The organism is Comamonas sp. JNW (assembly GCF_003105075.1).
GTDB lineage: Bacteria > Pseudomonadota > Gammaproteobacteria > Burkholderiales > Burkholderiaceae_C > Comamonas > Comamonas squillarum.
This window is the reverse complement of record NZ_QETI01000003.1, coordinates 1-25,575: the sequence shown is the minus strand read 5'-3', so window position 1 is coordinate 25,575 and position 25,575 is coordinate 1. Positions and strand designations below refer to the sequence as shown.

Sequence of the window (25,575 nt, the reverse complement as noted above, 5' to 3'; positions counted from 1 at the left end):
CGAGAACAAGAACATGCAAGGCCATCCCGACGTCGTCGACTACCTCAAGGACCTGCTGCGTGGCGAATTGGCCGCACGCGACCAGTACTTTGCCCACTCGCGCATTTACGAAGACCAGGGCTTTACCAAGCTGTTCACCCGCCTGGACCATGAGATGCAGGAAGAGACCCAGCATGCCGACGCACTGCTGCGCCGCATCCTGATGCTGGGCGGCCGCCCCGATATGCGCCCCAAGGAATTCACGCCCGGCGCGACCGTGCCCGAGATGCTGCAAAAGGACCTGGACACCGAATACGAAGTGCGTGCCGGCCTGCGCCAGGGCATGGAACTGTGCGAGAAGCACAGCGACTATGTGAGCCGCGACATTCTGCTGGCCCAGCTGCGCGACACCGAAGAAGACCATGCCTACTGGCTGGAAAAGCAACTCGGCCTGATCCATATGATGGGCCTGCCCAACTACCTGCAAAGCCAGACCTGATTGGTACGGCGCCGTGCGCCACCAAAGCGCACCGCCCCATGCATAAGGCCGCCAGATTTGATTCTGGCGGCCTTTGTTATTGCGGCATGTAGCTTAGAACCTGTTCAAAGTCTCCTCGCGCCGCGACAGTGTCTTTGCGAGATGGGATGCGAGGGGGGCGCCCAGCCGCGCAATACCGCAGCAATAGCCCGGCTATTGCGAGGATTTGCAACGACGCAGACCGCTCCCTTCCCGGGCAGCGCAAAGCCACTGTCCCTGCGGGTTGGAGTGAAATCGGGCGATTTCTGCGCGCTGGCACCTGCCAAAGGCTCTCAGGATGCCGCAGCAGGCGCCGCCGGCATGCGCATCGAGCGCACCAGCGCGGCCAGCACCACGCCATAGGCGGGCACAAACAGCAGCAGGCTCACCGCCAGCTTGATCACATAGTCCACCAGTGCGATCTCCACCCAGTTGGCGGCCATGAAGGGGTCGGCACTGCGCCAGAAGGCGATGGAGAAAAAGGCAGCAGTATCGAGCGCCTGGCCAAACACCGAGGCGGCAGCGGGTGCCATCCACCAGGCGTGGCTCTTTTGGCGAATGCGGTCAAACACCTGGATGTCGAGCAACTGCCCCAGCACATAGGCGGCAAAGCTGGCCAGCGCAATGCGGAAGACAAAACTGTTGAAGGTCTGCAGCGCCTCCCAGCCATTGAAGCGCCCTTCATGAAAGATGACGCCAACGATATAGGACACCAGCAGCGCTGGCAGCATGGCGCGGGTGATGACGCGGCGCGCCTCAGCCTTGCCAATGAGACGCACGGTCAGGTCGGTGGCCAGAAAGATAAAGGGAAAGCTGAAAGCCCCCCAGGTGCTGTGAAAACCCAACAGCGAGATGGGCAGCTGCACCAGGTAGTTGCTGGCAATGACGATGGCGATATGGAAGGCCACCAGCAAGGAGAGATAGAAGGGCACGCGCGAGACAGGGGTCTGCACGGCATGAGCGGAGTTCATGACATTCCTTTTTGGTCAATGGGGGCGAGGGAACCCATGGCTACGAAAAGTGGCCCAGGAACAATGCGGCGTTCCCAGGCACAAGGGGCCCGTATTGTATACGCGCTGCGCAAACCCGGGTGGCCACTGGGCCCAAGGCCGCCCCACCCGCTTTGCCAGCGCAGCGCAGCCGACACACACATTCAGTGACTATCGCGATAAAAAAACTGTACAAATAAACAGTTAGCAGGGATACTAGACACTGTTTATTTAAACAGTCACCCTAATCTATGGAAGTCTCTACCCCGATCGCCATCAGCCTGCAGGATTGCCACGGCATTGATCCCGCCCTCAAGCACCGCGCAGAAGCGCGCTTTGCCAGAGAGATCGGCAAGTTTTTCCCCGATCAACAAGACATGCGCGAAGCCCTGAGTGCATTTACCGATGCCGCCGAAGGCGGTGAGATCTCCGCCCAGCAAGAGGTGCTGGCACGCGCCTGGCTCAAGGCCTTTGACAAGGCGCGGCAGGCGGGCTTTCAGGGGATTGGCGTGGAAGAGGCGTACTTCGACGTGCGCCTGGGCTAGGGACCCTCTGCAAAACTCCCTGCCGTGGTCTGAACGCGGTCTCGGGCGATCCACGCCCATCCCGCTTGGCGAGGGTTCTGCAGAGGATCCTTTGGCGACACGGCCCTGGCGGCCTGGGCAGCCTGGCTTTACAGGCTGCTGCAAGGCTTCAGATTGGTTAGCCCCACAAAGGCTGGACGTTTGGAGTTTGAGCGCCCTGCCCGCTCCGCTCTATCAGCGCGCGCAGCTGAGCGATTCGCGCCAGCTGGGCTCCGTCACCATGCGCTTTTGCGACTGCAAGGTATCGCGGCAGAGGTTTTCCAAGGTGCTGCGGTTGCCCGGGTCATTCCAGTCCCAGGGGCTGGTGCCGGCAAAGGCCAGCGCTTGCTGCGCGCGCGGGCTTTGGCTGCGCACATCCTGCTCGATGCCCTGGTGCGCGGCCAGAAAATCGGCGCTGCTCTGGGCAATGTCTTCGGGCAGCAAGAAGCCCGCGCTTTCGCAGCGCTGCACCTGGTACCAGTTGTCCAGCGCATACATCACCGCGCCGTCGCAAGGCGTCGCCTGCGCAGTTGTCACCTCGGCAGAGGCTGCGCTGTCCGTGGCGCCACTCTGCACCTGCGCCAGGCTGGCACTGGCCATCACACCAGGCACCAGCAGCGCCACCACATATTTCCACATCGTCATCGGACTCATTTCTCCAGTCGGGCATTTCAAAACTTGGGCGCGCAAACCTGGCGCAGCCAGGCCCGCGGGCGCACAGGCGCCAGCCTGCGGCCAGCGAACATTGTGCATACCTCAGTTTTTTCTGCACGACGCAGCATGCATACCCCACGCAAATGGCGTAAAAAAACCCGCCGAAGCGGGTTGCAAGGGCAGAGGCTGCAAACCCCTGCACGCAGGCCAAAAGGCTTAGATCTTCTCGGCAACCTCGGCGTATTCCGAGATTTCGTTGAAGTTCATGTAGCGGTATACGGAGGCCTTGTCGGCATCGATCACGCCCATTTCCTGGAGGTACTCTTCCTTGGTGGGCAGCTTGCCGATGCGCGATGCGATCGCGGCCAGCTCGGCCGAGCCCAGGAACACATTGGTGTTCTTGCCAAGGCGGTTGGGGAAGTTGCGGGTCGAGGTCGAGATGACCGTCGCGCCTTCGCGCACCTGGGCCTGGTTGCCCATGCACAGCGAGCAGCCGGGCATTTCGGTGCGGGCACCGGCGGTACCAAAGGCAGCGTAATGGCCTTCCTTGATCAGCTCGCTCTGGTCCATCTTGGTGGGCGGTGCCACCCACAGCTTGACGGGGATGTCACGCTGGCCGCCCAGCAGCTTGGCTGCAGCGCGGAAGTGGCCGATGTTGGTCATGCACGAGCCGATGAAGGCTTCATCGATCTTGGTGCCGGCCACTTCGGACAGGAACTTGGCGTCGTCTGGATCGTTGGGGCAGCAGACGATAGGCTCCTTGATGTCGGCCAGGTCGATCTCGATGATGTGCGCGTATTCGGCGTCCTTGTCGGCTTCGAGCAGCTCGGGCTTGGCCAGCCAGGCTTCGACCTTCTCGATACGGCGCTGCAGCGTCTTGGCATCGGCATAACCGTCGGCGATCATGTTCTTCATCAGAACCACGTTCGAGGTCAGGTATTCCTTGATCGGCTCGGGGTTGAGCTTGATCGTGCAGCCAGCGGCAGAGCGCTCGGCGGACGCGTCGGACAGCTCGAACGCTTGCTCGACCTTCAGGTCCGGCAGGCCTTCGATCTCCAGGATACGGCCGGAGAACTCGTTGATCTTGCCGGCCTTGGCGACGGTCAGCAGACCGGCCTTGATCGCGTACAGCGGAATCGCGTGCACCAGATCGCGCAGGGTCACGCCCGGCTGCATTTCGCCCTTGAAGCGCACCAGCACCGATTCAGGCATGTCCAGCGGCATCACGCCAGTGGCAGCACCGAAGGCCACCAGGCCCGAGCCTGCGGGGAAGGAAATGCCGATCGGGAAACGGGTGTGCGAGTCACCGCCGGTGCCCACGGTATCAGGCAGCAGCAGGCGGTTGAGCCAGCTGTGGATCACGCCATCACCAGGACGCAGGGCGACGCCGCCGCGGTTGCTGATGAAGTTGGGCAGTTCGCGGTGGGTCTTGACGTCCACGGGCTTGGGGTAGGCGGCCGTGTGGCAGAAGGACTGCATCACCATGTCGGCGGAGAAGCCCAGGCAAGCGAGGTCCTTGAGCTCATCGCGGGTCATCGGGCCCGTGGTGTCTTGCGAGCCCACGGTGGTCATGCGCGGTTCGCAGTAGGTGCCTGGGCGCACGCCCTGGCCTTCTGGCAGACCGACAGCGCGGCCGACCATCTTCTGCGCCAAGGTGAAGCCGGCCTTGGATTCGGCAGGCGCCTGGGGCAGGCGGAACACGGTCGATGCGGGCAGGCCCAGCGCTTCGCGGGCCTTGGCGGTCAGCGAGCGGCCAATGATCAGGTTGATACGGCCGCCGGCGCGCACTTCGTCAAACAGCACATCGCTCTTGAGCTGGAACTCGGCAACGGTCTCACCGTTCTTGAGGATCTTGCCGTCGTAGGGCAGCACGTCGATCACGTCGCCCATCTCCAGCTTGGAGACGTCCACTTCAATCGGCAGCGAGCCCGAGTCTTCCTGGGTGTTGAAGAAGATCGGAGCGATCTTGCCGCCCAGGGTCACACCACCAAAGCGCTTGTTGGGCACAAAGGGAATGTCCTGGCCGGTGGCCCAGACGATGGAGTTGGTTGCCGACTTGCGCGAAGAACCGGTGCCGACCACGTCGCCGACGTAGGCCACCAGGTGGCCCTTTTTCTTCAGGTCGTCGATGAACTGCATCGGGCCGCGCTTGCCGTCTTCTTCAGGCTTGAAGGCCGCGTCAGGACGCGTGTTCTTCAGCATCGCGAGGTAGTGCAGAGGAATGTCGGGGCGGCTCCAGGCGTCTGGCGCAGGCGACAGGTCGTCGGTGTTGGTCTCGCCGGGCACCTTGAACACGGTGACGGTGATCTTCTTGTCGACTTCGGGGCGCGAGGTGAACCACTCGGCGTCGGCCCAGCTTTGCATCACTTCCTTGGCCTTGGCATTGCCGGCCTTGGCCTTGTCTGCGACGTCATTGAAGAAGTCGAACATCAACAGCGTCTTCTTGAGCGCATCGGCAGCCACGGCGGCCACTTCTGCGTCATCGAGCAGCTCAATGAGCGGATGCACGTTGTAACCACCCACCATGGTGCCCAGCAGCTCGGTGGCCTTGGCCTTGGAGATCAGCGCCACTTTCAGGTCGCCATGTGCCACGGCTGCCAGGAAGGAAGCCTTGACCTTGGCGGCATCGTCCACGCCTGGCGGCACGCGGTGGGTCAGCAGATCGAGCAGAAATGCTTCTTCACCGGCAGGCGGGTTCTTGATCAGCTCGATCAAGTCAGCGACCTGCTTGGCATCCAGCGGCAGTGGGGGGATGCCCAGAGCGGCACGCTCAGTCACATGGTCGCGGTAGGCTTTCAACATACGTTCTCCGGTTCTCTATTTCAATGGTGGGGCGCTCGCAAGGCCTCGGGCAGCCGCGCCGCTGTTCTTATCAGCGGCCGTTGCCTTCAAACAGTGCGGCAGGTGGGTTTTTCTTGATGGCTTCGGCAACCTGGTTTTGCTCAGGGCTCATGCATTCGTCGGCCAGGCGCTGACCGAGCTTGCGGTTGATCAGCATCGACTTGTTGGCCACTTGCAGCCACATGGCGCCAGCGTGCTGGTCTTCCAGGCGGATGGTGCCCGTCGAGGTGGCCACGGGAGCCATGTGGTACTTGAAGCCCTTGCCTTCAACGAAGAAGTAGCCGGGGTTGACCGAGTCCTTGGCGATATTGATCGAGGCACCCAGCTCGCAGCTGATGCGGCCTTGGTAGACCTGCTCGGCAATGGCCAGCTCGGCGGGGGTCAGGGTCTGCTGGGCAGGAATGGACGCGGCCGCAGCGGCTGCGCCGGCACCAGCGGCAACCGCTGCGCCCTTTTTGGCGGTGGACGCACGCTTGGCAGGGGCCTTTTTGGCCGGTGCCTTCTTGGCGGCGGTGGTTTTGGCAGCCACTGGCTTGGCCGCCTTTTTCTCTTGCGCCTGCACGCTGCCCATGGACAACGTCAGCGCAGGCACCAGGACCAACAAAGAAATCACGCGATTTTTCATAACAACTCCCGCGATACAACGCAAGAAACAGGAAAAGGGCTGGACCCGGATGGTTACAGCCACTCCCGCACTGTACCCGGCAACGGACAACCCGTCTGCGCGGCACGCTCCAAAATTTGCCAAAAGTAACGATAACTTGCACGGTCATGCAAGACGCCGTCGACGCTGATCGGTGCCCATTGGGCGTCCGCCGCCGCCCGCACAATACGGGCCGCTTCATCGACCTGGCTCTGCGTGGGCGCGAAGGCCTGCAGGATGGGGCGGATCTGCGCGGGGTGGATGCTCCACATGCGGGTGTAGCCCAGCTCGCCGTAGGCACGGCGGGCCGCCTGCTCCATCGCATCGGGGTTCTTGAACTCGGTCACCACGCAGTGCGAGGGCACCTTGCCGTAGGCGTGGCAGGCGGCTGCGATCTCCAGCTTGGCGCGCAGCACCAGCGGATGCGTGAACTGGCCTTGCACGCCCATCGCGCTCGAGGGGATGGCGCCGCCATGGGCAGAGACAAAATCCATCAGGCCAAAGCTGATGCTTTGCACGCGGGGGTGGGCCGCAATCTCGAAAGCGCGGTGCACCGCCTGGGGCGACTCGATCAGCGCATGCAGCGGCACCGGGGTGCTGGTGGCCGCTTGCAGCAAGCGGTCGACCTGGTCGATGTCATCGACCGACTCGACCTTGGGCACCATAATGTGGCAGAGCTGCTCGCCCGCCTCACCGGCGATGGTGGCGATATCTTCGGCCAGCGCGGCGTGGTCGGCCGCATGCACGCGGGCAGCAACCCGGGCGCCGGGCGCGGCGTTCTTGGCCAGCGACGCAACCAGCCGGGCATGGGCCTTTTCCTGGCCGACGGCCGCGCCGTCTTCGCAGTCCAAGGTCACATCGAACACGCAGCGGCCAAACTCTTGCATCATCTGTGCCTGCAAGGCCAGGCTTTTGCGCATGCGGTCTTCCACACCGCTGTAGTGGTCGCAGACCGGCAGTGCCAGGGCCCCAGACTGGGCGCCCAGCAGTACCTGTGCGGGATGGATGGCGGAGACACTCATGGCTACTAATCGTCAGATGGGGCGCTTGGCCACCAAAAACAAGCGGGGAAAGGCCAGCAGGCGCTGGCCATCGCTGCGCAGGCCGTAGGCGGCATCGATGCGGCGGGTGTACTCGGCCACAAAGCTGGTTTGCAACTCGGCACGCAGAGGCTGGAGAAAGGGTCTCAGACCCGTGCCACGAACCCATTGGACAATCGCCTCCGCACTGTCCATTGGGTGCTGGTACGCCGTACGCCAGGCATCCACCTGCGCACCACGGGCCAACACATCGTAGTAATCATTCAAAGACAGCAAATCCGTGCGCAAGGCATGCGGATCGCCGATTTCTGCAGCCCAGGGCTGCAGCGCTGCCACCTCACGCATCAGGCGGTGGGTGGGCTCATCGCGGTTGTCGGGCATCTGCACGGCCAGCACACCACCGGGGGCCAACATGCCCATCAAGCGGGGCAGCAGCTGCGCGTGGCCCGGCACCCATTGCAGGGCCGCATTGGCAAAAATCAGGTCGGGCAAACGCCCGTTGTGCAGTGGAGCCTGCCAGTGGGCGATGTCGCCCTGCTCAAAATGCACCTGCGCAAGACGCTGGCGCGCAGCGGCCAGCATGTCTTGCGACTGGTCGATACCCAGCACCCGTGCCTGCACGAAGCGCTGGGCCAGCAGCTCGGTGGAATTGCCCGGCCCGCAACCCAGATCCACCACATAGGCGGTATCGCTGGGCAGGGCCACGCGCGCCAGCAGTTCGGCGGCCGGGCGCGTGCGCTCGTCCTCGAACCGGCTGTAGAGCTGGGCATTCCATGCAAGCATGCGGATCGGCCTTGGATTACAGCAGGTGCTTGACGCCGTCTTGCTCGCCTTGCAGCTCAGCCAGGGTCTTGTCGATGCATTCTTGCGAGAACGCGTCGATTTCCAGACCTTCGACGATCTTGTATTCGCCGTTTTCGGTGGTCACGGGGAAGCCGAAGATGATGCCCGCTGGGATGCCGTATTCGCCGTTCGAAGGCACGCCCATGGTCACCCATTCGCCCGCCGAGCCCAGAGCCCAGTCACGCATGTGGTCGATGGCGGCATTCGCTGCCGATGCAGCCGACGACAGGCCACGAGCGGCAATGATGGCGGCGCCACGCTTGCCCACGGTAGGCAGGAACACGTCCTTATTCCAGGTCTGGTCGTTGATCGCGTCCTTGACCGACTTGCCGTCCACGGTCGCGAAACGGTAGTCAGCGTACATGGTGGGCGAGTGGTTGCCCCAGACGGTCAGCTTGCGGATGTCGCCGACCTTGAAGCCAGCCTTGGCAGCCAGTTGCGAGGCAGCGCGGTTGTGGTCCAGACGCAGCATGGCGGTGAAGTTCTTCGCTGGCAGGTCGGGAGCCGACTTCATCGCGATGTAGGCATTGGTGTTGGCAGGGTTGCCGACCACCAGCACTTTGACGTTGCGCGAAGCGACAGCGTTCAGGGCCTTGCCCTGGGCGGTGAAGATCTGGGCATTGGCAGCCAGCAGGTCAGCACGCTCCATGCCTGGGCCGCGAGGACGGGCACCCACGAGCAGCGCGTAATCGGTGTCCTTGAAGGCTTGCAGCGGATCGCTGTGGGCTTCGATACCGGCCAGCAGCGGGAAAGCGCAGTCTTCCAGCTCCATGATCACGCCCTTGAGCGCGTTCTGTGCCTTCTCGTCAGGAATTTCCAGCAGTTGCAGGATGACAGGCTGGTCCTTGCCCAGCATTTCGCCCGAAGCGATGCGGAACAACAGGGCATAACCGATTTGACCAGCGGCACCGGTGACGGCGACACGTACGGGCTTCTTGCTCATGGGAAAACTCCAGAAAATAGAAATGAGGTGTCCAAGCAGGCCAGCATCGGAGAGGGTGTCAAACGACTGGAATCAGCGATCGGGATCCCCCGATGGCAGGTCTGTAAACAGCGCGTAAGTGTACTCTTGAACAGATCACTCAGTCAATTTGTCTTATGTCTTATATAAGATATGATTGACCCCGGATGCGCTATACAATGCGCGCTGTAAATTTGAACCGTTGGATGTCACATCCACTGTGACACCTGAGAGATTGAATCTCTCCCAAGACAAGCGCATGACATCTTCCACCCCCAATGCAAACGACACCGGAATCACGTCCGCTGGCGACAGCGTGGGTGGTGCGACCCCGGCATTCAGCCCCCTCTACCAACAAATCAAGGGCCTGATCCTGCAAAGCCTGGAGGCCGGCGCCTGGAAACCGGGCGAGATGATCCCCAGCGAGATGGAGCTGGCCGCCCGCTACCGCGTCAGCCAAGGCACCGTGCGCAAGGCCATCGACGAGCTGGCTGCCGACAACCTGCTGCTGCGCCGCCAGGGCAAGGGCACCTTTGTGGCCACCCATGCCGAGCGCAATGTGCAGTACCGCTTCTTGCGTCTGCTTCCGGACAGCGGCGACCTCAACGAAGAAGGCCCGGCACAGCGCAACATCATCTCCTGCCGCAGCATCAAGGGCGCCAGCGAGATCTGCAAGCTGCTGCAGGTACCCACAGGTGAGTCGCTGATCCATGTGCGCCGCGTGCTGGTGTTTGCCGGCATTCCCACGATTGTCGAAGACATCTGGCTGCCCAGCAGCAGCTTCAAGGGCCTGACGGCCGAGCAGATGCGCGACTACCCCGGCGCCACCTATGCGATGTTCGAGGTGGAGTACGGCGTGCGCATGGTGCGCGCCCAGGAAAAGCTGCGTGCCGTGCTACCCGATGCGGCACAGGCCCAATTGCTCGATATCGACGGCCAGACCCCCCTGCTGAGCGTCGAGCGTGTCGCTTACACCTATAACGATGTTCCCATGGAATTACGACGAGGTCTTTATCGGACGGACACCCACCATTACAGCAATACCCTGAGCTAATGCACCGGTCAAGTCTGAGTAGTCACCACGGGGTTAAAGAGAAACCCTTAGACCTGCGCGCTGCATTGCAATAAAATTTTGCAGGTTTGAGCCTAGCGATTACATAGCAGTTACATCCACGAAAGATTTCACACCATGACAGATACCACGAAGAAGCGGCCTGAGTTTCGCAATATCAACCCCATTTCGGACCTCACCACCTACCGCTTGCCGGTAGCAGCCAAGCTGTCGATCCTGCACCGCGCCAGCGGTCTGGTGATGTTCTTTCTGCTGCCCTTCGTGATCTGGCTGCTCGACACCTCGATCTCTTCCGAATTCTCCTACGCCCGCTTCACCGCCGCCTTCAACACCGGCGCCGGTATTTTTGCGGGCTGGTTCATCAAGCTGGCCGTGCTGGCGCTCATCTGGGCTTACCTGCACCACTTCTGCGCTGGCCTGCGCCACATCTGGATGGATGTCTCGCACAAGTCGGTCAACAAGGAATTCGGCAAGAACTCGGCCATCGCATGCTTTGCCATCAGCCTGGCGCTGACCGCCATCCTGGGTGCCAAGCTGTTTGGCCTGTACTGATCGCCCGCGACTGCATTTACTGATAAATAAGAAAGGATTCCCCATGTCCGTCAATTACGGCTCCAAACGCGTCGTGACCGGTGCGCACTACGGTTTGCGCGACTGGCTGGCCCAGCGCGTGACCGGTTTGCTGATGGCCTTGTTCACCGTGGCCTTGCTGGCCCAGGTGCTGCTCATCAAAGGCCCCATCGGCTACGAACAGTGGGCTGGCATCTTTGCACAGCAATGGATGAAGTTCATCACCGTGGGCACCCTGGTGGCGCTGGCCTACCACGCCTGGGTGGGCATGCGTGAAATCTTCATGGACTACGTCCAGCCCGTCGGCCTGCGCCTGGTGCTGCAGATTTTTGTGTTGGTCTGGCTGGTGGGCTGCCTCGGCTGGGGCCTGCAGGTTCTGTGGCGTCTGTGATACCCGCGATTGAAAGAGAACAATGAGCTATACAAAAGAGAACATCACCAAGCGCAAGTTTGATGTCGTCATCATCGGCGCAGGTGGCTCCGGTCTGCGCGCTGCGCTGGAACTGTCCAAGGCTGGCCTGTCCGTGGCTGCCTTGTCCAAGGTTTTCCCCACCCGCTCGCACACCGTGGCAGCGCAAGGTGGCGTGTCCGCCTCGCTGGGCAACATGTCGCCCGACAACTGGGAATGGCACTTCTACGACACCATCAAGGGCTCGGACTGGCTCGGTGACCAGGATGCGATCGAGTTCATGTGCCGCGAAGCACCCAAGGTGGTGTACGAGCTGGAACACTTCGGCATGCCTTTTGACCGCAACCCCGATGGCACGATCTACCAGCGCCCCTTCGGCGGCCACACCGCCAATCATGGCGAAAAGCCCGTGCAACGCGCTTGCGCAGCGGCTGACCGTACCGGCCACGCGATGCTGCACACGCTCTACCAGCAAAACGTCAAGTCCAAGACCAACTTCTTCGTCGAGTGGATGGCGCTGGACCTGATCCGCGACGAATCCGGTGACGTGATCGGCGTGACCGCCATCGAGCTGGAAACCGGCGACCTGTACGAGCTGCACGCCAAGGCGGTTCTGCTGGCCACCGGCGGCGCAGGCCGTATCTTCCAGGCATCGACCAATGCCTTCATCAACACCGGCGACGGCCTGGGCATGGCTGCACGCGCAGGCATCCCGCTGCAGGACATGGAGTTCTGGCAGTTCCACCCCACCGGCGTGGCCGGCGCGGGCGTGCTGCTGACCGAAGGCTGCCGCGGTGAAGGCGCTATTCTGCGCAACAGCGATGGCGAGCGTTTCATGGAGCGCTATGCGCCAACCCTGAAGGATCTGGCGCCACGCGACTTCGTCTCGCGCTCGATGGACCAGGAAATCAAGGAAGGCCGTGGCTGCGGTCCGAACAAGGACTACATCCTGCTGGACATGACCCACCTGGGTGCAGAAACCATCCGCAAGCGCCTGCCTTCGGTGGAAGAGATCGGCCACAACTTCGCCAACGTGGACATCACCAAGGAGCCGATTCCTGTGGTGCCCACCATCCACTACCAGATGGGTGGTATCCCCACCAACATCAACGGCCAGGTCGTTGTCTGGGATGGTCAAGAGAACAAGGTGGTCAACGGTCTCTACGCGGTGGGCGAATGCTCCTGCGTGTCGGTGCACGGCGCCAACCGCCTGGGCACGAACTCGCTGCTGGACCTGCTGGTCTTTGGCAAGTCGGCTGGCAAGCACATCGTCAACTACGTCAATGGCTATGGCGAGTTCAAGCCGATGCCTGAGAACGCATCGGACTTCTCGCTGTCACGCCTCAACAAGCTCGACGAGTCGACCAGCGGCGAGTACGCACAAGATGTGGCCAACGACATCCGCGCCTGCATGCAGCTGCACGCCGGTGTGTTCCGCACGCAAAAGAGCATGGACGAAGGCGTCAAGAAGATTGCCGACATCCGCGCCCGCGTCGGTGGCGTCACCTTGAAGGACAAGTCCAAGGTCTGGAACACCGCCCGCATGGAAGCGCTGGAAGTGGCCAACCTGATCGAAGTGGCGCAAGCCACCATGGTCTCGGCCGCCGCCCGCAAGGAATGCCGTGGCGCCCACACCGTGGATGACTACGAGCACCCTGCCGATGATCCCAAGTACCCACTGGGCCGCAATGACATCGACTGGCTCAAGCACACCCTGTGGTACAGCGCTGCCAACAGCCTGGAGTACAAGCCAGTGCAACTCAAGCCGCTGACCGTGCCGTCGGTACCGCCCAAGGTCCGTACCTTCTAAATCCACGCAGCCCACGAAAGAACATCCCAAAATGAAGCGTACTTTCAAAATCTATCGCTACGATCCCGATAAAGATGCCAAGCCCTACATGCAGACGGTGGAGGTGGAGCTCGACGGTCATGAGCGCATGCTGCTGGACGCCCTGGTCAAGCTCAAGGAGCTCGACCCATCGATCTCGTTCCGCCGCTCCTGCCGCGAAGGCGTGTGCGGCTCGGACGCGATGAACATCAACGGCAAGAACGGTCTGGCGTGCCTGACGAACATGAACACCCTCAAGGGTGACATCGTCTTGAAGCCCCTGCCCGGTCTGCCCGTGATCCGCGACCTGATCGTGGACATGACCCAGTTCTTCAAGCAGTACCACTCGATCAAGCCCTACCTGATGGCCGACAGCTTTGTCGCCAACGAGAAGGAGCGCCTGCAGTCGCCCGAAGAGCGCGAAGAGCTCAACGGCCTGTACGAGTGCATTCTGTGCGCCAGTTGCTCGACCAGCTGCCCCTCGTTCTGGTGGAACCCCGACAAGTTCGTGGGCCCCGCCGGTTTGCTGCAGGCCTACCGCTTCATCGCCGACAGCCGCGATGACCACACCGGTGAGCGCCTGGACAACCTGGAAGACCCCTACCGTCTGTTCCGTTGCCACACCATCATGAACTGCGTGGACGTGTGCCCCAAGCACCTCAACCCCACCAAGGCGATTGGCAAGATCAAGGAATTGATGGTTCGCCGTGCGGTGTAAGAACCAGATTGAGCAATGATGGAAAACGAACTGCTGGATGAACGTGCGCGCGATCTGCTGCGCTGGCGTAGCCGCCGAGGCCTGGTGGAGAACGACATCTTCGTCGAGCAGTTCTTCCGCACATACGGAGCAAGCCTGAATGTCCGCCAGGCGCAAGGGCTGACCACTTTGATGAACCTGTCGGACAACGACCTGCTGGACTTGATGCTCAAGCGCAAGGAACCAACAGGCGACCTCGACACGCCAGATGTTCATGAAGTGCTGGAGATGCTGCGCAGCCGAAAACCACGTGCATCTCTTGCGGACTAACTCGAGAAGGAACCAGTTTTATGAAACTAGCAGACAACAAAGCCACGCTATCGTTTAGCAACGGCGCAGCAAGCGTAGACCTTCCGGTTTACCAGGGCTCGATCGGCCCGGATGTCATCGACATCCGCAAGCTGTACGCGCAGACCGGCATGTTCACGTACGACCCCGGTTTCCTCTCGACGGCTGCCTGCCAGTCGGCCATCACCTATATCGATGGTGACAAGGGCGAGCTGCTGTACCGCGGCTACCCGATCGAGCAACTGGCCAAGAACTGCAACTACCTCGAAACCTGCTACCTGCTGCTGTACGGCGAGCTGCCCAATGCCACGCAGAAGGCCGAGTTCGAAGACACGGTGACCAAGCACACCATGGTCAACGAGCAGATGCAGTTCTTCCTGCGTGGTTTCCGCCGCGATGCGCACCCCATGGCCGTTCTGACGGGTCTGGTGGGTGGCATGTCGGCCTTCTACCACGACAGCACCGACATCACCAACCCCGAGCACCGCAACATCGCTGCGATCCGCTTGATCGCCAAGCTGCCAACCCTGGTGGCCATGGCCTACAAGTACGGCACGGGCCAGCCTTACATGTACCCGAAGAATGACCTGTCCTATGCAGGCAACTTCATGCGCATGATGTTCGGCAACCCCTGTGAAGAGTATGTGGTGAACCCGGTGGTAGAGCGCGCGCTCGACCGCATCTTCATCCTGCACGCAGACCACGAGCAAAACGCGTCGACCTCGACCGTGCGCCTGTGCGGCTCCTCGGGCACCAACCCGTTTGCGGCCATCTCCGCCGGCGTTGCCTGTCTGTGGGGCCCTGCCCACGGCGGCGCCAACGAAGCCTGTCTGAACATGCTGGAAAACATCCAGGCCAACGGCGGCATCGCCAAGGTCGGCGAGTTCATGGAGCAGGTCAAGGACAAGTCCAGCGGCGTCAAGCTGATGGGCTTTGGCCACCGCGTCTACAAGAACTACGACCCACGCGCCAAGCTGATGCAGGAAACCTGCAACGAGATCCTGGCCGAGCTGGGCCTGGAAAACGATCCGCTGTTCGCACTGGCCAAGCAAGTCGAGAAGATCGCTCTGGAAGACGACTACTTCGTCTCGCGCAAGCTGTACCCGAACGTGGACTTCTATTCGGGCATCGTGCAACGCGCCATCGGCATCCCTGTGAAGCTGTTCACCGGCATCTTCGCGCTGGCCCGCACCGTCGGCTGGATCGCCCAGCTCAACGAGCAAATGGCCGATCCCGAGTACAAGATTGGCCGTCCACGCCAGCTCTACACTGGCTCGGTGGCCCGCGACGTGCAACCTATCGCCAAGCGCTGATAGCACCGGCCAGGCGCTGCCTGGCCCTGCACCAGACCCTCTCCAAAAACCCGCTTCGGCGGGTTTTTTTATGGCGCTGGTCCTATTAATCACTTGTTAAGCTAGCCTGCCGACCATGGCGGGATGAATTTCTTTGCCCGGTTTATCACCCCCACAGGCAAGGCCGCCGACACCGCGGCGTTTCCGCCCCACTCGGCCGCGTTGCCCTTCAGCGCCGACCTGGCCACAACCAGCAGTAGCTCGCCCGCACGTCCCGTGTGGCTGTGGAGCCTGGTCGTCAGCCTGTGGCTGGCCAGCGTGGGCAATCTGGCCTTGTGGAAGGCCCTCTCGCAGGCAGACGGCCTGAGCAGCGCCCAGCAGTGGGTGCTGGGCCTGAGCCTGGGCCTGGCCATTGCCTGCGCTTGCTGGGCCCTCTTGAACCTGCTCAGCTGGGGCCGCGCCGCCAAACCGGTGATGATCGCGCTGTGCTGGATCGCCGCGTTTGCTGCCTGCTTCATGCTGAACTACGGCATTGCCATCGATGCCTCGATGCTCGTCAATGTGCTGCAAACCGATGTGAAGGAAGCGGCCGACCTGCTGCACTGGAGCTTGGTGGTCACCGTGGGCGCCATCGCTATTCCCCCCACCTGGTGGATCTGGCGCCAGACCCTGCCCCACCGCAAGGGCTGGCGCCCAGTGCTCCAGCAGCTGGGCATGGTGCTGCTGGCGGTCCTGGCCATGGCCGTCGTGGTGGTGGCGGGTTTTCGCCCCATCTCGTCAGCCATGCGTAACCACACCAACCTGCGCTACATGATGAACCCGCTGTCCACCGTCTACGCCGCAGGCAACCTGGTGGCCCAGCAAATTCACCACCGCGACACCACGCTGTACCCGATTGGCGAAGATGCCAAGCTGGGTGCCAGCTATGCTGGCCAGACCAGCTTCCCGATCTATGCGCTGGTCGTCGGCGAGACCGGCCGCGCCGGCAATTTTGCGACCAATGGCTATGAGCGTCCCACGACGCCTTTGCTGTCCGCCCGCCAGGACCTCGCCATCGCCACCAACGCCTGGTCCTGCGGCACCAGCACCGCCGTGTCGGTGCCCTGCATGTTCTCCCACCTGGGGCGCAGCAGCCAGGACAGCAACAAATCCTATGAAAACCTGCTCGATGTCTTGCAGCGCGCCGGCCTGGCTGTGCTCTGGGTCGAGAACCAATCGGGCTGCAAGGGCGTTTGCGCCCGCGTGCACAACGCCAATACCGAGACGGACCTGCCCGCCGCGGCCCGTAAGGCGCTGTGCCAGGACGGCGAATGCGTGGACATGGCCCTGCTCGAAGGCCTCGATGAACGCATCAATGCGCTGCCCGCCGAGCAACGCGCCAAAGGCGTGGTGGTGGTGCTGCACCAGATGGGCAGCCATGGCCCGGCCTATTTCAAGCGTTCGCTGGGCCAGGACAAGCGCTTCAGCCCCGAGTGCAACAACGTCAACCTACAGTCCTGCGACCGCGCATCGCTGATCAATGCCTATGACAACAGCGTCGTTGCCACCGACCGCATGCTCGGCAGCCTGATCGACTGGCTCGCCAGCAAGGGCCAGCGCCAGCCCACGGCGATGATGTATGTGGCCGACCATGGCGAATCGCTGGGCGAGAACAACATCTACCTGCACGGCCTGCCCTACTCCGTCGCACCCGATGTCCAAAAGCATGTGCCCTGGATCACCTGGCTCTCGCCCGCGATGCAGCAACGCATGGGCATCAGCACCAGCTGCCTGCAGCAGGCCGTGGGCACTGCCCGCATCAGCCACGACAACCTGTTCCACTCGATGCTGGGCCTCACCGATGTGCAGACCGCGCTGCACCAGCCCGATCTGGATATTTTTGCCAGCTGCAAGGGCCGCTCTGCACCGCCCGCCACTTTGGCGCACCTGGCGTCTGCCTCTGCTCCAGCAACCGTTGCAGCGCAGCCGCCGACCACGGTCGCTGCTGCACGCAAGCGCGGCTAAAACAGCGTGCCCTGCCCCGGGTGCGGCGCCTGCGCGGCGCCCGCCTGGCGCACTGTCTGCTGCAGCTGCTGGGCGCGCCAGGCCTCAAAACCGCGCCAATCCATCTCTTGCCGCTCGCGCCCATAGCCCAGCTGCGCGCAGGCCCGCACAAAGCGCTGGCGCACCAGGTCGGCCCACAGGCCCTGGCCTTTCATGCGGCTGAACGACTGGCTGTCATAGCTCTTGCCGCGCAGCCGGTCGGCCTCGCTGATCTGGTGCAGGTCGCGCACCCGCTGCATTACCCTGGCTGCGCGCTGCGGGTAATGGGCCTGCAGCCACTGCTGGAACACGCCGTTGAGCTCCCAAGGCAGGCGCAGCACGGTGTAGAAGGCCGTGGTGGCGCCGGCCTCGCGCGCGGCCGCCAGCACCTCTTCCATGTCCTCGGTCAAAAACGGAATATGGGGTGCGACGCTCACCCCGACCGGAATGCCGGCCTCCGCCAGTTGGCGTATGGTGCGCAGCCGCCGGTGCGGCGCCGCAGCCCGGGGCTCGAGCAGGCGGGTCAGCTGTGGGTCCAGGCTGGTGATCGTGATGTAGACGGCCGCCGCATTCTTGCGCGCTGCAGCGGCGATCAGGTCGATATCGCGCTCCACCGCACTGCTCTTGGTGATCAGTGAAAAAGGATGCTCGGCCTCACTGAGCACCTCGATCAGCTGCCGCGTCAGGCCCAGCTCCCGCTCGATGGGCTGGTAGCAATCGGTGGCCGAGCCGATATTGAGCGAGGCCGGCTGGTAGCGCGGGCGGCTGATCTCGGCCTTGAGCACCTGGGCAATATTGGTCTTGGCAAACAGCTGGGTTTCAAAATCCAGCCCCGGCGAGAGGTTCAGGTAGCTGTGGTACGGCCTGGCATAGCAGTAGATGCAGCCATGCTCGCAGCCCCGGTAGGGGTTGACCGAGTGATCAAAGAAGATATCGGGTGAGTCGTTTTTCTGGATCGCGCTGCGCGCCCGCTCCGCGTGCACCTGGGTCGGCAGGCTCTCGGCGTCCTGCTGCCACCAGGCGCCTTCTTCCAGATCCAATTCTGGCTCAGCGCCGACGGCCGCTTGAGCAGCTGCTGGGGTCCAGCCATCGTCGGCCCATTCCCGCACATCGCTGGCAAAACGGTGGCGGGGCGTGCCAACCGCGCCGCGCCCCTTGCGGGCCACCGGCAGTGGCACACGCACCGGCACAGGCCCGTCCAGCTCGTCCGCGCAGCGGTGCAGGGTCTGCGCGTCTTCAAACGGGGCAGAGTCAACGGTGTGGGTGGAGGGATGGCGGGCAGGCATACTAACGGATTATGACTGTTTTTATATACAGTATTTCATGCATTGTCCGCCATCCCGGCAGCCTCTGCAAGCGCCGCCTGCACCAGGGCTATTCGCACCGTTTTGGTGCGAAATGGGGCATAGCCTACATTCGGGGATTACATACTCCGGAGGAAGTTTTCATGTCTCGCAAACCCCAACTCATCCTGTCATCCCTGGATGTGGACCGCCTGGAAGCGCTGCTGGAGGCCATGCCGGCCAGTGCCTTCCCCGGCAAGGCGGATCTGGAGGCCGAGATTGCCCGCGCCGATATCGTGGAGCCCAGCGATATTCCGCCGGATGTGGTGACGATGAACTCCAGCGTCAACTTCGACATTGCCGAATCGGGCAAGCAGTTCCAGCTGACCCTGGTCTACCCCAAGGACCTGGACGACACCAGCAGCAAGATTTCGGTATTTGCACCGGTGGGCAGTGCGCTGCTGGGCCTGGCGATTGGCGACCAGTTGGCCTGGCCCTCCGTGGGAGGAAAGACCATGACCGTGCGCGTGACCGGCATCAGCTACCAGCCCGAGCGCGCTGGCGATCTGCACCGCTGAGCGGCCAACAGACCAGCGCCGGCAAAGGGCGTGCTTACATCGACAAGCGTGCGCCCACCAGGGTCACCAGCAGACCGCCGCCGACCAGGCCCAGCTCCCAGCGGGCCACCGAGCGCAGGCTGGGCGTGCGCGCCTCCACCCCCAGGTAGAGCGCGCGCCCGGCCAGCAGCGACAGCGCAAAGGCCAGGCCCATGCCCAGCCAGTTGAGCCAGGGCTGGCTGGGCCAGACATGCGAGACCACCGCGTTGCACAGCACCACGATGGAAAAGTGCACCAGAAACACCGAGTAGCCCATTTGGCCGAGCGACTGCAGCCAGCGCACGGTCGCCTGGCGGCCCAGCCAGTCGACCAGGCGGCTGTCGTGCGGCAGGCGCGTCAGCCACAGCAGCGCGACGGCGCCGCACAGCGCCACCGCGATGCGCAGGCGGAAATCGACCTCCAGTGACACGAGACCCAGCGCCAGCAGACAGGCCGTCCAGGACCAGGGCTTGGCGCTTTGGCTGCCCCAGAAGGCCAGCATGCCCATGCCATAGGCACCGATAAAGTAGACAAACCACATGTCCAGCTCACTGTGGCGGTTGAACACCAGGAGCGACATGGCCGTCAGCGCCAGAACCACCCACTGACCCAGCTGCAGGCCCAGCCACTGGCGGGCCCAGCGGCGGCTCCATGCAAACAGCAAGGTGACGGCGGCAAACAGCTGGAAGTCAATCGCCACGTACCAAACGCCGGCCGACAGCGCATCTTCGCCGCTGATGTCCTGCAGCATCAGCGCATTGGCGATCAGCTGCTGCCAGGTAGGCTCGGCGGGGACGGAGTCGTGGGCAAACCAGGGCCGCACCAGCGCTGCGATGAGCACGGCCAGCAACAGCGCGACGGAGTAAGGCGCGAGCAGGCGCAGCGCGCGCTGGCCGATCTTGGCCAGCGGGCTGCCAAAGCGGGCCACACCTTGCGGGGCCAGGCTGGCCGCCGACAGAAAGCCGCCCATGACCAGAAAAATCTGCACGGCAATGCGCGCATATTCCGCCAGCCAGTCAATGATGCCGGGGGTGACTTGCGCTGCGACATCCGACATCGGGCCGTAGAAAGCCAGGTGGTGCCAGACGATGGCAGCACAGCAAGCCCCTTTGGTCATGTCCAGCCACAGATTTCGTTTGTTATGGGTTGTTGTGGTAGGCAAGATAGTCTCTGGCCAGCGACACCACAATGGGCAAGCCATGGCAGCGCAGGCTGGCAATGTTCTGACAAAGGTGTGGCACCGCGCGCGCAGTGCCACTGCATGTGTAACGCCTGGGGATCCGCGCCCGTTGACGCTGCCGCCCCGCTGATCGAGCGAAATCTGCCTTCTTTACACGGCGCCGGGTGGTTGGCCGGGTGGCGGCGGCCTGGGCATTTCAGTGCTTCCAGAAAAAACCGATAATCACAGCCATGAAACAAGCCCCAACGCCGCTGCCCGAGCTCACCCGCCAATTCGTGTCACATTTTGGCGAGATGGGCAGCCGCTGGGGCATCAACCGCACCGTGGGCCAGATCTACGCGCTGATCTTTCTCTCGCCCCAGCCGATCAATGCCGACGAGATTGCCGAGGGCCTGTCGTTCTCGCGCTCCAATGTCAGCATGGGCTTGAAGGAGCTGCAATCCTGGCGCCTGGTGCATATGCGCCACCAGCCGGGCGACCGGCGCGAATACTTTGAAGCGCCGGCTGATGTCTGGGAGATCTTTCGCACCCTGGCCGAAGAGCGCCGCCGCCGCGAGATCGAACCCACGCAGTCGATGCTGCGCTCGGCCCTGCTGCAGGAAACCCATTCCGCCGATGAGCAGTACGCCCAGCAGCGCATGCAGGAGATGTACGACCTGATCGACAAGCTGATGACCTGGTTTGACGATGTGCAGCGCCTCAACCCCGACACCGCCCTGCAGCTGATGGGCATGGGCAGCGCCGTCACCCGGGTGCTGACCCTCAAGGACCGGCTGACCGGAAAATCGCCCGCCCGCAAGGAAGGCAACGACTGAGATGCTGGCCCTGCAAGCGCCGGCTGCCATTGCCCAGCGGCTCTGGCCCGGCAGCACCTGGCCCGCTGTGGTGCCTGGCCTGATGCCCGGTCATGGCCTGCCCACGACCGAGATCGCCGGCGATTTTGTGCTGCTGGACCACCTGGCCGCGGCCCAAGAGACCTGGGGGCGCGACGCCCCGTTGGCCATGCTGGGCCAGGACTGGTGGGTGTTTGCCTGCTCGGGCACCGGTGACGCCTGGCTGCTGAGCCGTGACCAGCAGCAGGCCGTCGCCTTTCTGGACCACGGTGCCGGGCCTGATGCCCTGCCCCAGCCGCTGGGTATCGATGCCGGGCAATGGCTGCAGCTGGCCGATCTGATGGCGCAGCTCGAAGCTGCGCAAGACCAGGGGCTGGACCAGGGGCAGGATGTGGTACTGCAAGCCTTGGCGCTGATGGAGCAACTGACACCAGGCTTATCCGCCCACTATCCCTACACGCTGGCCTAACGCGCTGGCACAGCAGTGGCTGTCTTGGGCGCCAGCACAATGCGCAGGCCTTGCTCCTGCACCTCCATGCGCTCGACCGTATAGCCCAGGCCTTGCAGCAGCATGCGCTGGCTGGCCGGCAGCTCATAGACCAGCAGGCCTTGCAATACCTGCTCGGCCAGGCGGGGTGCATAGGTCTGGAACATGCCCTGGTAGGCAGCAGGCACGCCCTGCATCTGCAGCTGCTGCACACGCACGTTGTGCAGGCGAATGCTGGCGTCGGCGTCATCGAAGGCCAGGCCAAAATCCAGGGTCATCTGGCCAGGGTATTCGTTGCCCATCAGCTTCTCGGTCACCCAGATATCGAAGGCGGCTCGCAGGCTGTTGCTGGCTGCCAGCAATTGCACGCTGGGCTTTTGCAGCTGGATGACGACCATGCCCTGCCAGGAGCGGGCCAGCGGAAACTTCGCAGCGACTGCCTGCTGCAGTTGCGCCTGGCTGATGCGGATGCTGCGTGCACCGGCAGGCAGGCTGGCATCGGCAGCCTGCGCCACGCTGGTCATAAGGCCAGCCCCAGCCACCAAGGCAGCGGCAGCCCATACCAGGCAGCGGCGGCGCTGCAGCGGCTGGGGGGCACCCTGGGCAAAAAACTGATTCTCCATCGCATCACACCGTAGCCGTCAAGCGCGGTTGGACAGCGCCGCAGGGCCAAAGTTCAGCCCAGGCGGCCGGTGTAGGTATCTGCGCGTTACGCCGCCTGTGCAGGGGCTGACGCGCGGCTCGGGCCGCCAGCCAGCAGCGCGTCGCGGGCGTCGAAGTACTCGCGCTTGAGCCGGGCCACCAGCTCGGCAGCGGGCACCACCTGCTTGATGGCGCCGATGCCCTGGCCACTGCCCCAGATGTCTTTCCAGGCCTTGCGCTCCTTGCCAAAGCTCATCGAGCTGGGGTCGGAGACCGGCAGGTTGTCCGGGTCCATGCCAGCTGCGCGGATCGACGGGCTCAGGTAGTTGCCATGCACGCCAGTAAAGAGGTTGCTGTAGATGATGTCGTCCGAGTTGGAGCTGACGATCATCTGCTTGTACTCTTCGACGGCTCGCGCCTCATCGGTGGCGATAAAGGCCGAGCCGATATAGGCAAAGTCGGCGCCCATGGCCTGGGCTGCCAGCACCGCACGGCCATGGGCAATGCTGCCCGACAAGGCCAGCGGGCCGTCAAACCATTCACGGATTTCCTGCACCAGCGCAAACGGGCTCTTGATGCCCGCATGGCCACCGGCACCAGCGGCCACGGCAATCAGGCCATCGGCCCCCTTGTCGATGGCCTTGTGTGCAAAGCTGTTGTTGATGATGTCGTGCATCACCACACCGCCCCAGGAATGGGCGGCCTGGAACACGTCCTCGCGTGCACCCAGCGAGGTGATCAAAATGGGCACCTTGTACTTTTCGCACAGCGCCATGTCATGCTCCAGACGCTCGTTGGTCCGGTGCACGATCTGGTTGATGGCAAATGGCGCGGCGGGCTGGTCTGGGTGGGCGCGGTTGTGCGCGGCCAGGGTTTCGGTGATTTCGGCCAGCCAGTCATCGAGCTGCTCGGCCGGGCGGGCATTGAGCGCCGGCATGGAGCCGACGATGCCGGCCTTGCACTGCGCAATCAGCAACTGCGGGTTGCTGACGATGAACAGCGGCGAGCCGATGACCGGGAAAGGCACGTTCTGCAACGCGCCGGGAAGTTTGGACATACAAGGTCTCCTTCAAAGGGCAAAAGCCTGCTGCGTCGCTTGGGCGGCGCAGACCCCGTGCACCTTGGCCCAGGCGCACGGGGGGCTTTGTGTGGGGGCATGGCGCTCAGAAGCTGTCCTGCGGCAGCGCCATCACCGGGGCCGCACCATGCAGGATTTCTTCACGCAATGCCGAGGTTTTTACCAAAATATGCGTGGCATAGAAATGCGCGGTTGTCACCTTGGCTTCGAGAAACGCCTTGTCGCCCGCGCCTTGGCTCAGTTGCTGCTCGGCTGCCAGCAAGGCCCGGCCCATCTGCCAACCGGCCACCAGATTGCCCGCCAGCATCAGATACGACACGCTGGCCGCAAACACATCGTTGGGCGCCGTCTTGCTGCCGGCCACCACGTAGTCGACCACGGCCAAAAAGTCCTGCCGCGCCTGCGCCAGCGCACGCACAAAAGCCTGGGCAGCGCCCGAGCTGCTGGCCTTCAGCGCCTGCTCGGTCTGCGCAATCTGGCTGGCGATGCCACGCGCAGCCTGGCCGCCGTCGCGCGCGGTCTTGCGGCCCACCAGGTCATTGGCCTGGATGGCGGTCGTGCCTTCATAGATGGTCAAAATCTTGGCATCGCGGTAGTGCTGGGCGGCGCCCGTCTCCTCGATAAAGCCCATGCCGCCGTGCACCTGCACGCCCAGGCTGGTCACCTCCTGGCTCATCTCGGTGCTGTAGCCCTTGATGAGCGGCACCATGAATTCGTAGAACGCCTGGTTGTCCTGGCGCACCTGCTGGTCGGGATGGGCATGGGCGGCATCAAAGGCGGCAGCTGCCGTCAAGGCCATCGCGCGGCAGCCTTCGGTGTAGGCGCGCATGGTCATCAGCATGCGGCGCACATCGGGGTGGTGGATGATGGTGGCGCTGCCGGCCACACTGCCATCGACCGGGCGGCTTTGCACACGCTCCTTGGCAAAGGCCGCTGCCTGCTGGTAGGCCCGCTCGGCAATGGCCACGCCCTGCAGGCCCACGGCATAGCGGGCCGCGTTCATCATGATGAACATGTACTCCAGGCCCCGGTTCTCTTCGCCCACCAAGAAGCCGGTGGCACCACCGTGGTCGCCATACTGCAGCACACAGGTGGGGGAGGCCTTGATGCCCAGCTTGTGCTCGATGCTCACGCAGTGCACATCGTTGCGCGCGCCCAGCGTGCCATCGGCATTGACGAGGAACTTGGGCACCACAAACAGGCTGATGCCCTTGACGCCCTCGGGCGCCCCCACCACCCGGGCCAGCACCAGGTGCACGATGTTCTCGGCCATGTCGTGCTCACCGTAGGTGATGAAAATCTTGGTGCCAAAGACCTGGTAGCTGCCATCGCCCTGCCGCTCGGCACGTGTGCGCACCAGCGCCAGGTCCGAGCCGGCCTGGGGCTCGGTCAGGTTCATCGTGCCGGTCCACTGGCCGGAGACCAGCTTGTCCAGGTAGGTCGTTTTCAGCGCATCGCTGCCGGCGGTGAGCAAGGCCTCAATCGCGCCATCGGTGAGCAAGGGGCAGAGCGCAAAGCTCATGTTGGCGCTGTTGAGCATCTCCACGCAGGCCGCGCCAATCGTCTTGGGCAAGCCCTGGCCGCCGGCATCCACAGGGTGCTGCAGGCCCTGCCAGCCGCCTTGCACATACTGCGCAAAGGCCTCCTTGAACCCCGCCGTGGTGCTGACCTGGCCATCCTTCCAGGTCGAGGGCTGCAGGTCTCCCACCACATTCAGCGGCGCCACCACCTCTTCGTTAAAGCGTGCGCATTCCTCCAGCACGGCCTGCGCCGTCTCCAGCCCCGCTTCTTCAAAACCGGGGATCTGTGCCACCTGGTCGATGCGGGCCAGGTGCTCCATCGCAAACAGCATGTCCTTGACAGGTGCCTTGTAGCTCATCGTTGTCTCCTCGTCTTATCGTCTTGTCATTGCTCGTGGTTCGGGTGCGCCGCACACACAAAAAAAGGCATCCCCCAGGGGATGCCTTGATGTGCTTTTGCCTACCACCACGCTGCCCCTCACATCCAGCGTCAGCGGGATGCTGTGGCGGCGTGGGGTGGTTGCAGGCACGTTTTTACAGCTTGCTGGCCATCTCGGGCACAGCCTCAAACAGATCGGCCACCAGGCCATAGTCGGCCACGCTGAAGATCGGCGCTTCTTCGTCCTTGTTGATCGCCACGATCACCTTGGAGTCCTTCATGCCGGCCAGATGCTGGATCGCGCCCGAG

At 63.0% G+C, this 25,575-nt stretch carries 25 protein-coding genes and 1 pseudogene; 13 read left to right on the top strand and 13 right to left on the bottom strand.

Features of this window, described 5'->3' with window-relative positions:
* Positions 1–13: 13 nt before the first annotated feature.
* Positions 14–478: a bacterioferritin gene (gene bfr / locus DCO45_RS05795; protein WP_116925234.1), complete on the top strand. Its 465-nt coding sequence runs from the start codon at positions 14–16 to the stop codon at positions 476–478.
* Positions 479–789: 311 nt separating this feature from the next.
* On the opposite strand, the gene DCO45_RS05790 is transcribed toward bfr, so the two are convergent.
* Positions 790–1,467, bottom strand: coding sequence for a 7-cyano-7-deazaguanine/7-aminomethyl-7-deazaguanine transporter (locus tag DCO45_RS05790; RefSeq protein WP_116924958.1), 678 nt, complete (start codon positions 1,465–1,467; stop codon positions 790–792).
* A gap of 269 nt (positions 1,468–1,736) precedes the next feature.
* On the opposite strand from DCO45_RS05790, the gene DCO45_RS05785 reads away from it, so the two are divergent.
* The gene (locus tag DCO45_RS05785) at positions 1,737–2,030 is read left to right on the top strand and encodes a hypothetical protein (protein ID WP_116924957.1); all 294 of its coding nucleotides are present in this window, start codon (positions 1,737–1,739) and stop codon (positions 2,028–2,030) included.
* A 213-nt stretch (positions 2,031–2,243) separates the two neighbouring features.
* Here DCO45_RS05785 and DCO45_RS05780 read toward each other — a convergent pair whose 3' ends face one another.
* The 6 genes from DCO45_RS05780 to DCO45_RS05755 form a co-directional block, all read right to left on the bottom strand.
* Positions 2,244–2,693 carry a hypothetical protein gene (locus DCO45_RS05780; RefSeq protein ID WP_116924956.1) on the bottom strand — a complete coding sequence of 150 codons (450 nt, stop codon included), beginning with the start codon at positions 2,691–2,693 and terminating at the stop codon, positions 2,244–2,246.
* 225 nt (positions 2,694–2,918) lie between these two features.
* Complete coding sequence (acnB, locus tag DCO45_RS05775; protein WP_116924955.1) at positions 2,919–5,504, bottom strand: bifunctional aconitate hydratase 2/2-methylisocitrate dehydratase; 2,586 nt, start codon at positions 5,502–5,504, stop codon at positions 2,919–2,921.
* Between the two features lie 70 nt (positions 5,505–5,574).
* A complete protein-coding gene (locus DCO45_RS05770) occupies positions 5,575–6,168 on the bottom strand; it encodes a hypothetical protein (RefSeq protein WP_116924954.1) in 594 nt (197 codons plus the stop codon).
* A 53-nt stretch (positions 6,169–6,221) separates the two neighbouring features.
* A complete protein-coding gene (locus tag DCO45_RS05765) occupies positions 6,222–7,208 on the bottom strand; it encodes an aldolase/citrate lyase family protein (RefSeq protein ID WP_116924953.1) in 987 nt (328 codons plus the stop codon).
* 12 nt (positions 7,209–7,220) lie between these two features.
* Complete coding sequence (gene tam, locus DCO45_RS05760) at positions 7,221–8,009, bottom strand: trans-aconitate 2-methyltransferase (protein WP_116924952.1); 789 nt, start codon at positions 8,007–8,009, stop codon at positions 7,221–7,223.
* Between the two features lie 16 nt (positions 8,010–8,025).
* Positions 8,026–9,012 carry a malate dehydrogenase gene (locus DCO45_RS05755; protein WP_116924951.1) on the bottom strand — a complete coding sequence of 329 codons (987 nt, stop codon included), beginning with the start codon at positions 9,010–9,012 and terminating at the stop codon, positions 8,026–8,028.
* Between the two features lie 277 nt (positions 9,013–9,289).
* Between DCO45_RS05755 and DCO45_RS05750 the strand changes: the two genes are divergently transcribed.
* The 8 genes from DCO45_RS05750 to DCO45_RS05715 all read left to right on the top strand — a co-directional run bounded on the left by DCO45_RS05750 (position 9,290) and on the right by DCO45_RS05715 (position 17,250).
* Positions 9,290–10,084, top strand: a complete 795-nt coding sequence (locus tag DCO45_RS05750) for a GntR family transcriptional regulator (protein WP_021026923.1) — start codon at positions 9,290–9,292, stop codon at positions 10,082–10,084.
* A 135-nt stretch (positions 10,085–10,219) separates the two neighbouring features.
* Entirely contained in the window at positions 10,220–10,654 is a 435-nt protein-coding gene (gene sdhC / locus DCO45_RS05745) for a succinate dehydrogenase, cytochrome b556 subunit (protein ID WP_116924950.1), read from the top strand.
* Positions 10,655–10,697: 43 nt separating this feature from the next.
* The gene (gene sdhD, locus DCO45_RS05740; protein ID WP_116924949.1) at positions 10,698–11,063 is read left to right on the top strand and encodes a succinate dehydrogenase, hydrophobic membrane anchor protein; all 366 of its coding nucleotides are present in this window, start codon (positions 10,698–10,700) and stop codon (positions 11,061–11,063) included.
* Positions 11,064–11,085: 22 nt separating this feature from the next.
* The gene (sdhA, locus tag DCO45_RS05735; protein WP_116924948.1) at positions 11,086–12,891 is read left to right on the top strand and encodes a succinate dehydrogenase flavoprotein subunit; all 1,806 of its coding nucleotides are present in this window, start codon (positions 11,086–11,088) and stop codon (positions 12,889–12,891) included.
* A 31-nt stretch (positions 12,892–12,922) separates the two neighbouring features.
* Complete coding sequence (locus DCO45_RS05730; RefSeq protein WP_021026927.1) at positions 12,923–13,627, top strand: succinate dehydrogenase iron-sulfur subunit; 705 nt, start codon at positions 12,923–12,925, stop codon at positions 13,625–13,627.
* Positions 13,628–13,642: 15 nt separating this feature from the next.
* The gene (locus tag DCO45_RS05725; protein ID WP_116924947.1) at positions 13,643–13,936 is read left to right on the top strand and encodes a succinate dehydrogenase assembly factor 2; all 294 of its coding nucleotides are present in this window, start codon (positions 13,643–13,645) and stop codon (positions 13,934–13,936) included.
* 20 nt (positions 13,937–13,956) lie between these two features.
* Entirely contained in the window at positions 13,957–15,267 is a 1,311-nt protein-coding gene (locus DCO45_RS05720) for a citrate synthase (RefSeq protein WP_116924946.1), read from the top strand.
* Between the two features lie 123 nt (positions 15,268–15,390).
* Positions 15,391–17,250, top strand: coding sequence for a phosphoethanolamine--lipid A transferase (locus DCO45_RS05715; RefSeq protein WP_116924945.1), 1,860 nt, complete (start codon positions 15,391–15,393; stop codon positions 17,248–17,250).
* On the opposite strand, the gene DCO45_RS05710 is transcribed toward DCO45_RS05715, so the two are convergent.
* A complete protein-coding gene (locus DCO45_RS05710; protein ID WP_243419278.1) occupies positions 17,247–18,458 on the bottom strand; it encodes a PA0069 family radical SAM protein in 1,212 nt (403 codons plus the stop codon). The genes DCO45_RS05715 and DCO45_RS05710 overlap by 4 nt on opposite strands.
* 257 nt (positions 18,459–18,715) lie before the next feature.
* Between DCO45_RS05710 and rnk the strand changes: the two genes are divergently transcribed.
* Complete coding sequence (rnk, locus tag DCO45_RS05705) at positions 18,716–19,129, top strand: nucleoside diphosphate kinase regulator (RefSeq protein WP_116924943.1); 414 nt, start codon at positions 18,716–18,718, stop codon at positions 19,127–19,129.
* A gap of 34 nt (positions 19,130–19,163) precedes the next feature.
* Here the strand turns inward: rnk and DCO45_RS05700 are convergent, their stop codons facing one another.
* A complete protein-coding gene (locus tag DCO45_RS05700; RefSeq protein WP_347707639.1) occupies positions 19,164–20,348 on the bottom strand; it encodes an acyltransferase in 1,185 nt (394 codons plus the stop codon).
* A 209-nt stretch (positions 20,349–20,557) separates the two neighbouring features.
* Between DCO45_RS05700 and DCO45_RS05695 the strand changes: the two genes are divergently transcribed.
* Positions 20,558–21,142 (top strand): GbsR/MarR family transcriptional regulator, encoded by a 585-nt coding sequence (locus DCO45_RS05695; protein ID WP_182345264.1) that lies wholly within the window; start codon positions 20,558–20,560, stop codon positions 21,140–21,142.
* Between the two features lies 1 nt (position 21,143).
* Positions 21,144–21,629 (top strand): hypothetical protein, encoded by a 486-nt coding sequence (locus DCO45_RS05690; RefSeq protein WP_116924942.1) that lies wholly within the window; start codon positions 21,144–21,146, stop codon positions 21,627–21,629.
* Here the strand turns inward: DCO45_RS05690 and DCO45_RS05685 are convergent.
* From DCO45_RS05685 to DCO45_RS05670, 4 genes and pseudogenes are all read right to left on the bottom strand, one after another.
* Entirely contained in the window at positions 21,626–22,270 is a 645-nt protein-coding gene (locus DCO45_RS05685; protein WP_116924941.1) for a DUF1439 domain-containing protein, read from the bottom strand. The two genes, DCO45_RS05690 and DCO45_RS05685, sit on opposite strands and share 4 nt — an antisense overlap.
* A gap of 86 nt (positions 22,271–22,356) precedes the next feature.
* Entirely contained in the window at positions 22,357–23,346 is a 990-nt protein-coding gene (locus DCO45_RS05680) for a nitronate monooxygenase family protein (RefSeq protein ID WP_116924940.1), read from the bottom strand.
* Between the two features lie 106 nt (positions 23,347–23,452).
* The gene (locus tag DCO45_RS05675; RefSeq protein ID WP_116924939.1) at positions 23,453–25,246 is read right to left on the bottom strand and encodes an acyl-CoA dehydrogenase; all 1,794 of its coding nucleotides are present in this window, start codon (positions 25,244–25,246) and stop codon (positions 23,453–23,455) included.
* Between the two features lie 175 nt (positions 25,247–25,421).
* Positions 25,422–25,575: pseudogene (locus DCO45_RS05670) on the bottom strand (electron transfer flavoprotein subunit alpha/FixB family protein); the annotation flags it as partial.

Coding starts and splice junctions, on each gene's coding strand:
- bfr (WP_116925234.1), top strand. CDS start 14: ATGCAAGGCCATCCCGACGTCGTCGACTACCTCAAGGACCTGCTGCGT.
- DCO45_RS05790 (WP_116924958.1), bottom strand. CDS start 1,467: ATGAACTCCGCTCATGCCGTGCAGACCCCTGTCTCGCGCGTGCCCTTC.
- DCO45_RS05785 (WP_116924957.1), top strand. CDS start 1,737: ATGGAAGTCTCTACCCCGATCGCCATCAGCCTGCAGGATTGCCACGGC.
- DCO45_RS05780 (WP_116924956.1), bottom strand. CDS start 2,693: ATGACGATGTGGAAATATGTGGTGGCGCTGCTGGTGCCTGGTGTGATG.
- acnB (WP_116924955.1), bottom strand. CDS start 5,504: ATGTTGAAAGCCTACCGCGACCATGTGACTGAGCGTGCCGCTCTGGGC.
- DCO45_RS05770 (WP_116924954.1), bottom strand. CDS start 6,168: ATGAAAAATCGCGTGATTTCTTTGTTGGTCCTGGTGCCTGCGCTGACG.
- DCO45_RS05765 (WP_116924953.1), bottom strand. CDS start 7,208: ATGAGTGTCTCCGCCATCCATCCCGCACAGGTACTGCTGGGCGCCCAG.
- tam (WP_116924952.1), bottom strand. CDS start 8,009: ATGCTTGCATGGAATGCCCAGCTCTACAGCCGGTTCGAGGACGAGCGC.
- DCO45_RS05755 (WP_116924951.1), bottom strand. CDS start 9,012: ATGAGCAAGAAGCCCGTACGTGTCGCCGTCACCGGTGCCGCTGGTCAA.
- DCO45_RS05750 (WP_021026923.1), top strand. CDS start 9,290: ATGACATCTTCCACCCCCAATGCAAACGACACCGGAATCACGTCCGCT.
- sdhC (WP_116924950.1), top strand. CDS start 10,220: ATGACAGATACCACGAAGAAGCGGCCTGAGTTTCGCAATATCAACCCC.
- sdhD (WP_116924949.1), top strand. CDS start 10,698: ATGTCCGTCAATTACGGCTCCAAACGCGTCGTGACCGGTGCGCACTAC.
- sdhA (WP_116924948.1), top strand. CDS start 11,086: ATGAGCTATACAAAAGAGAACATCACCAAGCGCAAGTTTGATGTCGTC.
- DCO45_RS05730 (WP_021026927.1), top strand. CDS start 12,923: ATGAAGCGTACTTTCAAAATCTATCGCTACGATCCCGATAAAGATGCC.
- DCO45_RS05725 (WP_116924947.1), top strand. CDS start 13,643: ATGATGGAAAACGAACTGCTGGATGAACGTGCGCGCGATCTGCTGCGC.
- DCO45_RS05720 (WP_116924946.1), top strand. CDS start 13,957: ATGAAACTAGCAGACAACAAAGCCACGCTATCGTTTAGCAACGGCGCA.
- DCO45_RS05715 (WP_116924945.1), top strand. CDS start 15,391: ATGAATTTCTTTGCCCGGTTTATCACCCCCACAGGCAAGGCCGCCGAC.
- rnk (WP_116924943.1), top strand. CDS start 18,716: ATGTCTCGCAAACCCCAACTCATCCTGTCATCCCTGGATGTGGACCGC.
- DCO45_RS05700 (WP_347707639.1), bottom strand. CDS start 20,348: ATGGCTTGCCCATTGTGGTGTCGCTGGCCAGAGACTATCTTGCCTACC.
- DCO45_RS05695 (WP_182345264.1), top strand. CDS start 20,558: ATGAAACAAGCCCCAACGCCGCTGCCCGAGCTCACCCGCCAATTCGTG.
- DCO45_RS05690 (WP_116924942.1), top strand. CDS start 21,144: ATGCTGGCCCTGCAAGCGCCGGCTGCCATTGCCCAGCGGCTCTGGCCC.
- DCO45_RS05685 (WP_116924941.1), bottom strand. CDS start 22,270: ATGGAGAATCAGTTTTTTGCCCAGGGTGCCCCCCAGCCGCTGCAGCGC.
- DCO45_RS05680 (WP_116924940.1), bottom strand. CDS start 23,346: ATGTCCAAACTTCCCGGCGCGTTGCAGAACGTGCCTTTCCCGGTCATC.
- DCO45_RS05675 (WP_116924939.1), bottom strand. CDS start 25,246: ATGAGCTACAAGGCACCTGTCAAGGACATGCTGTTTGCGATGGAGCAC.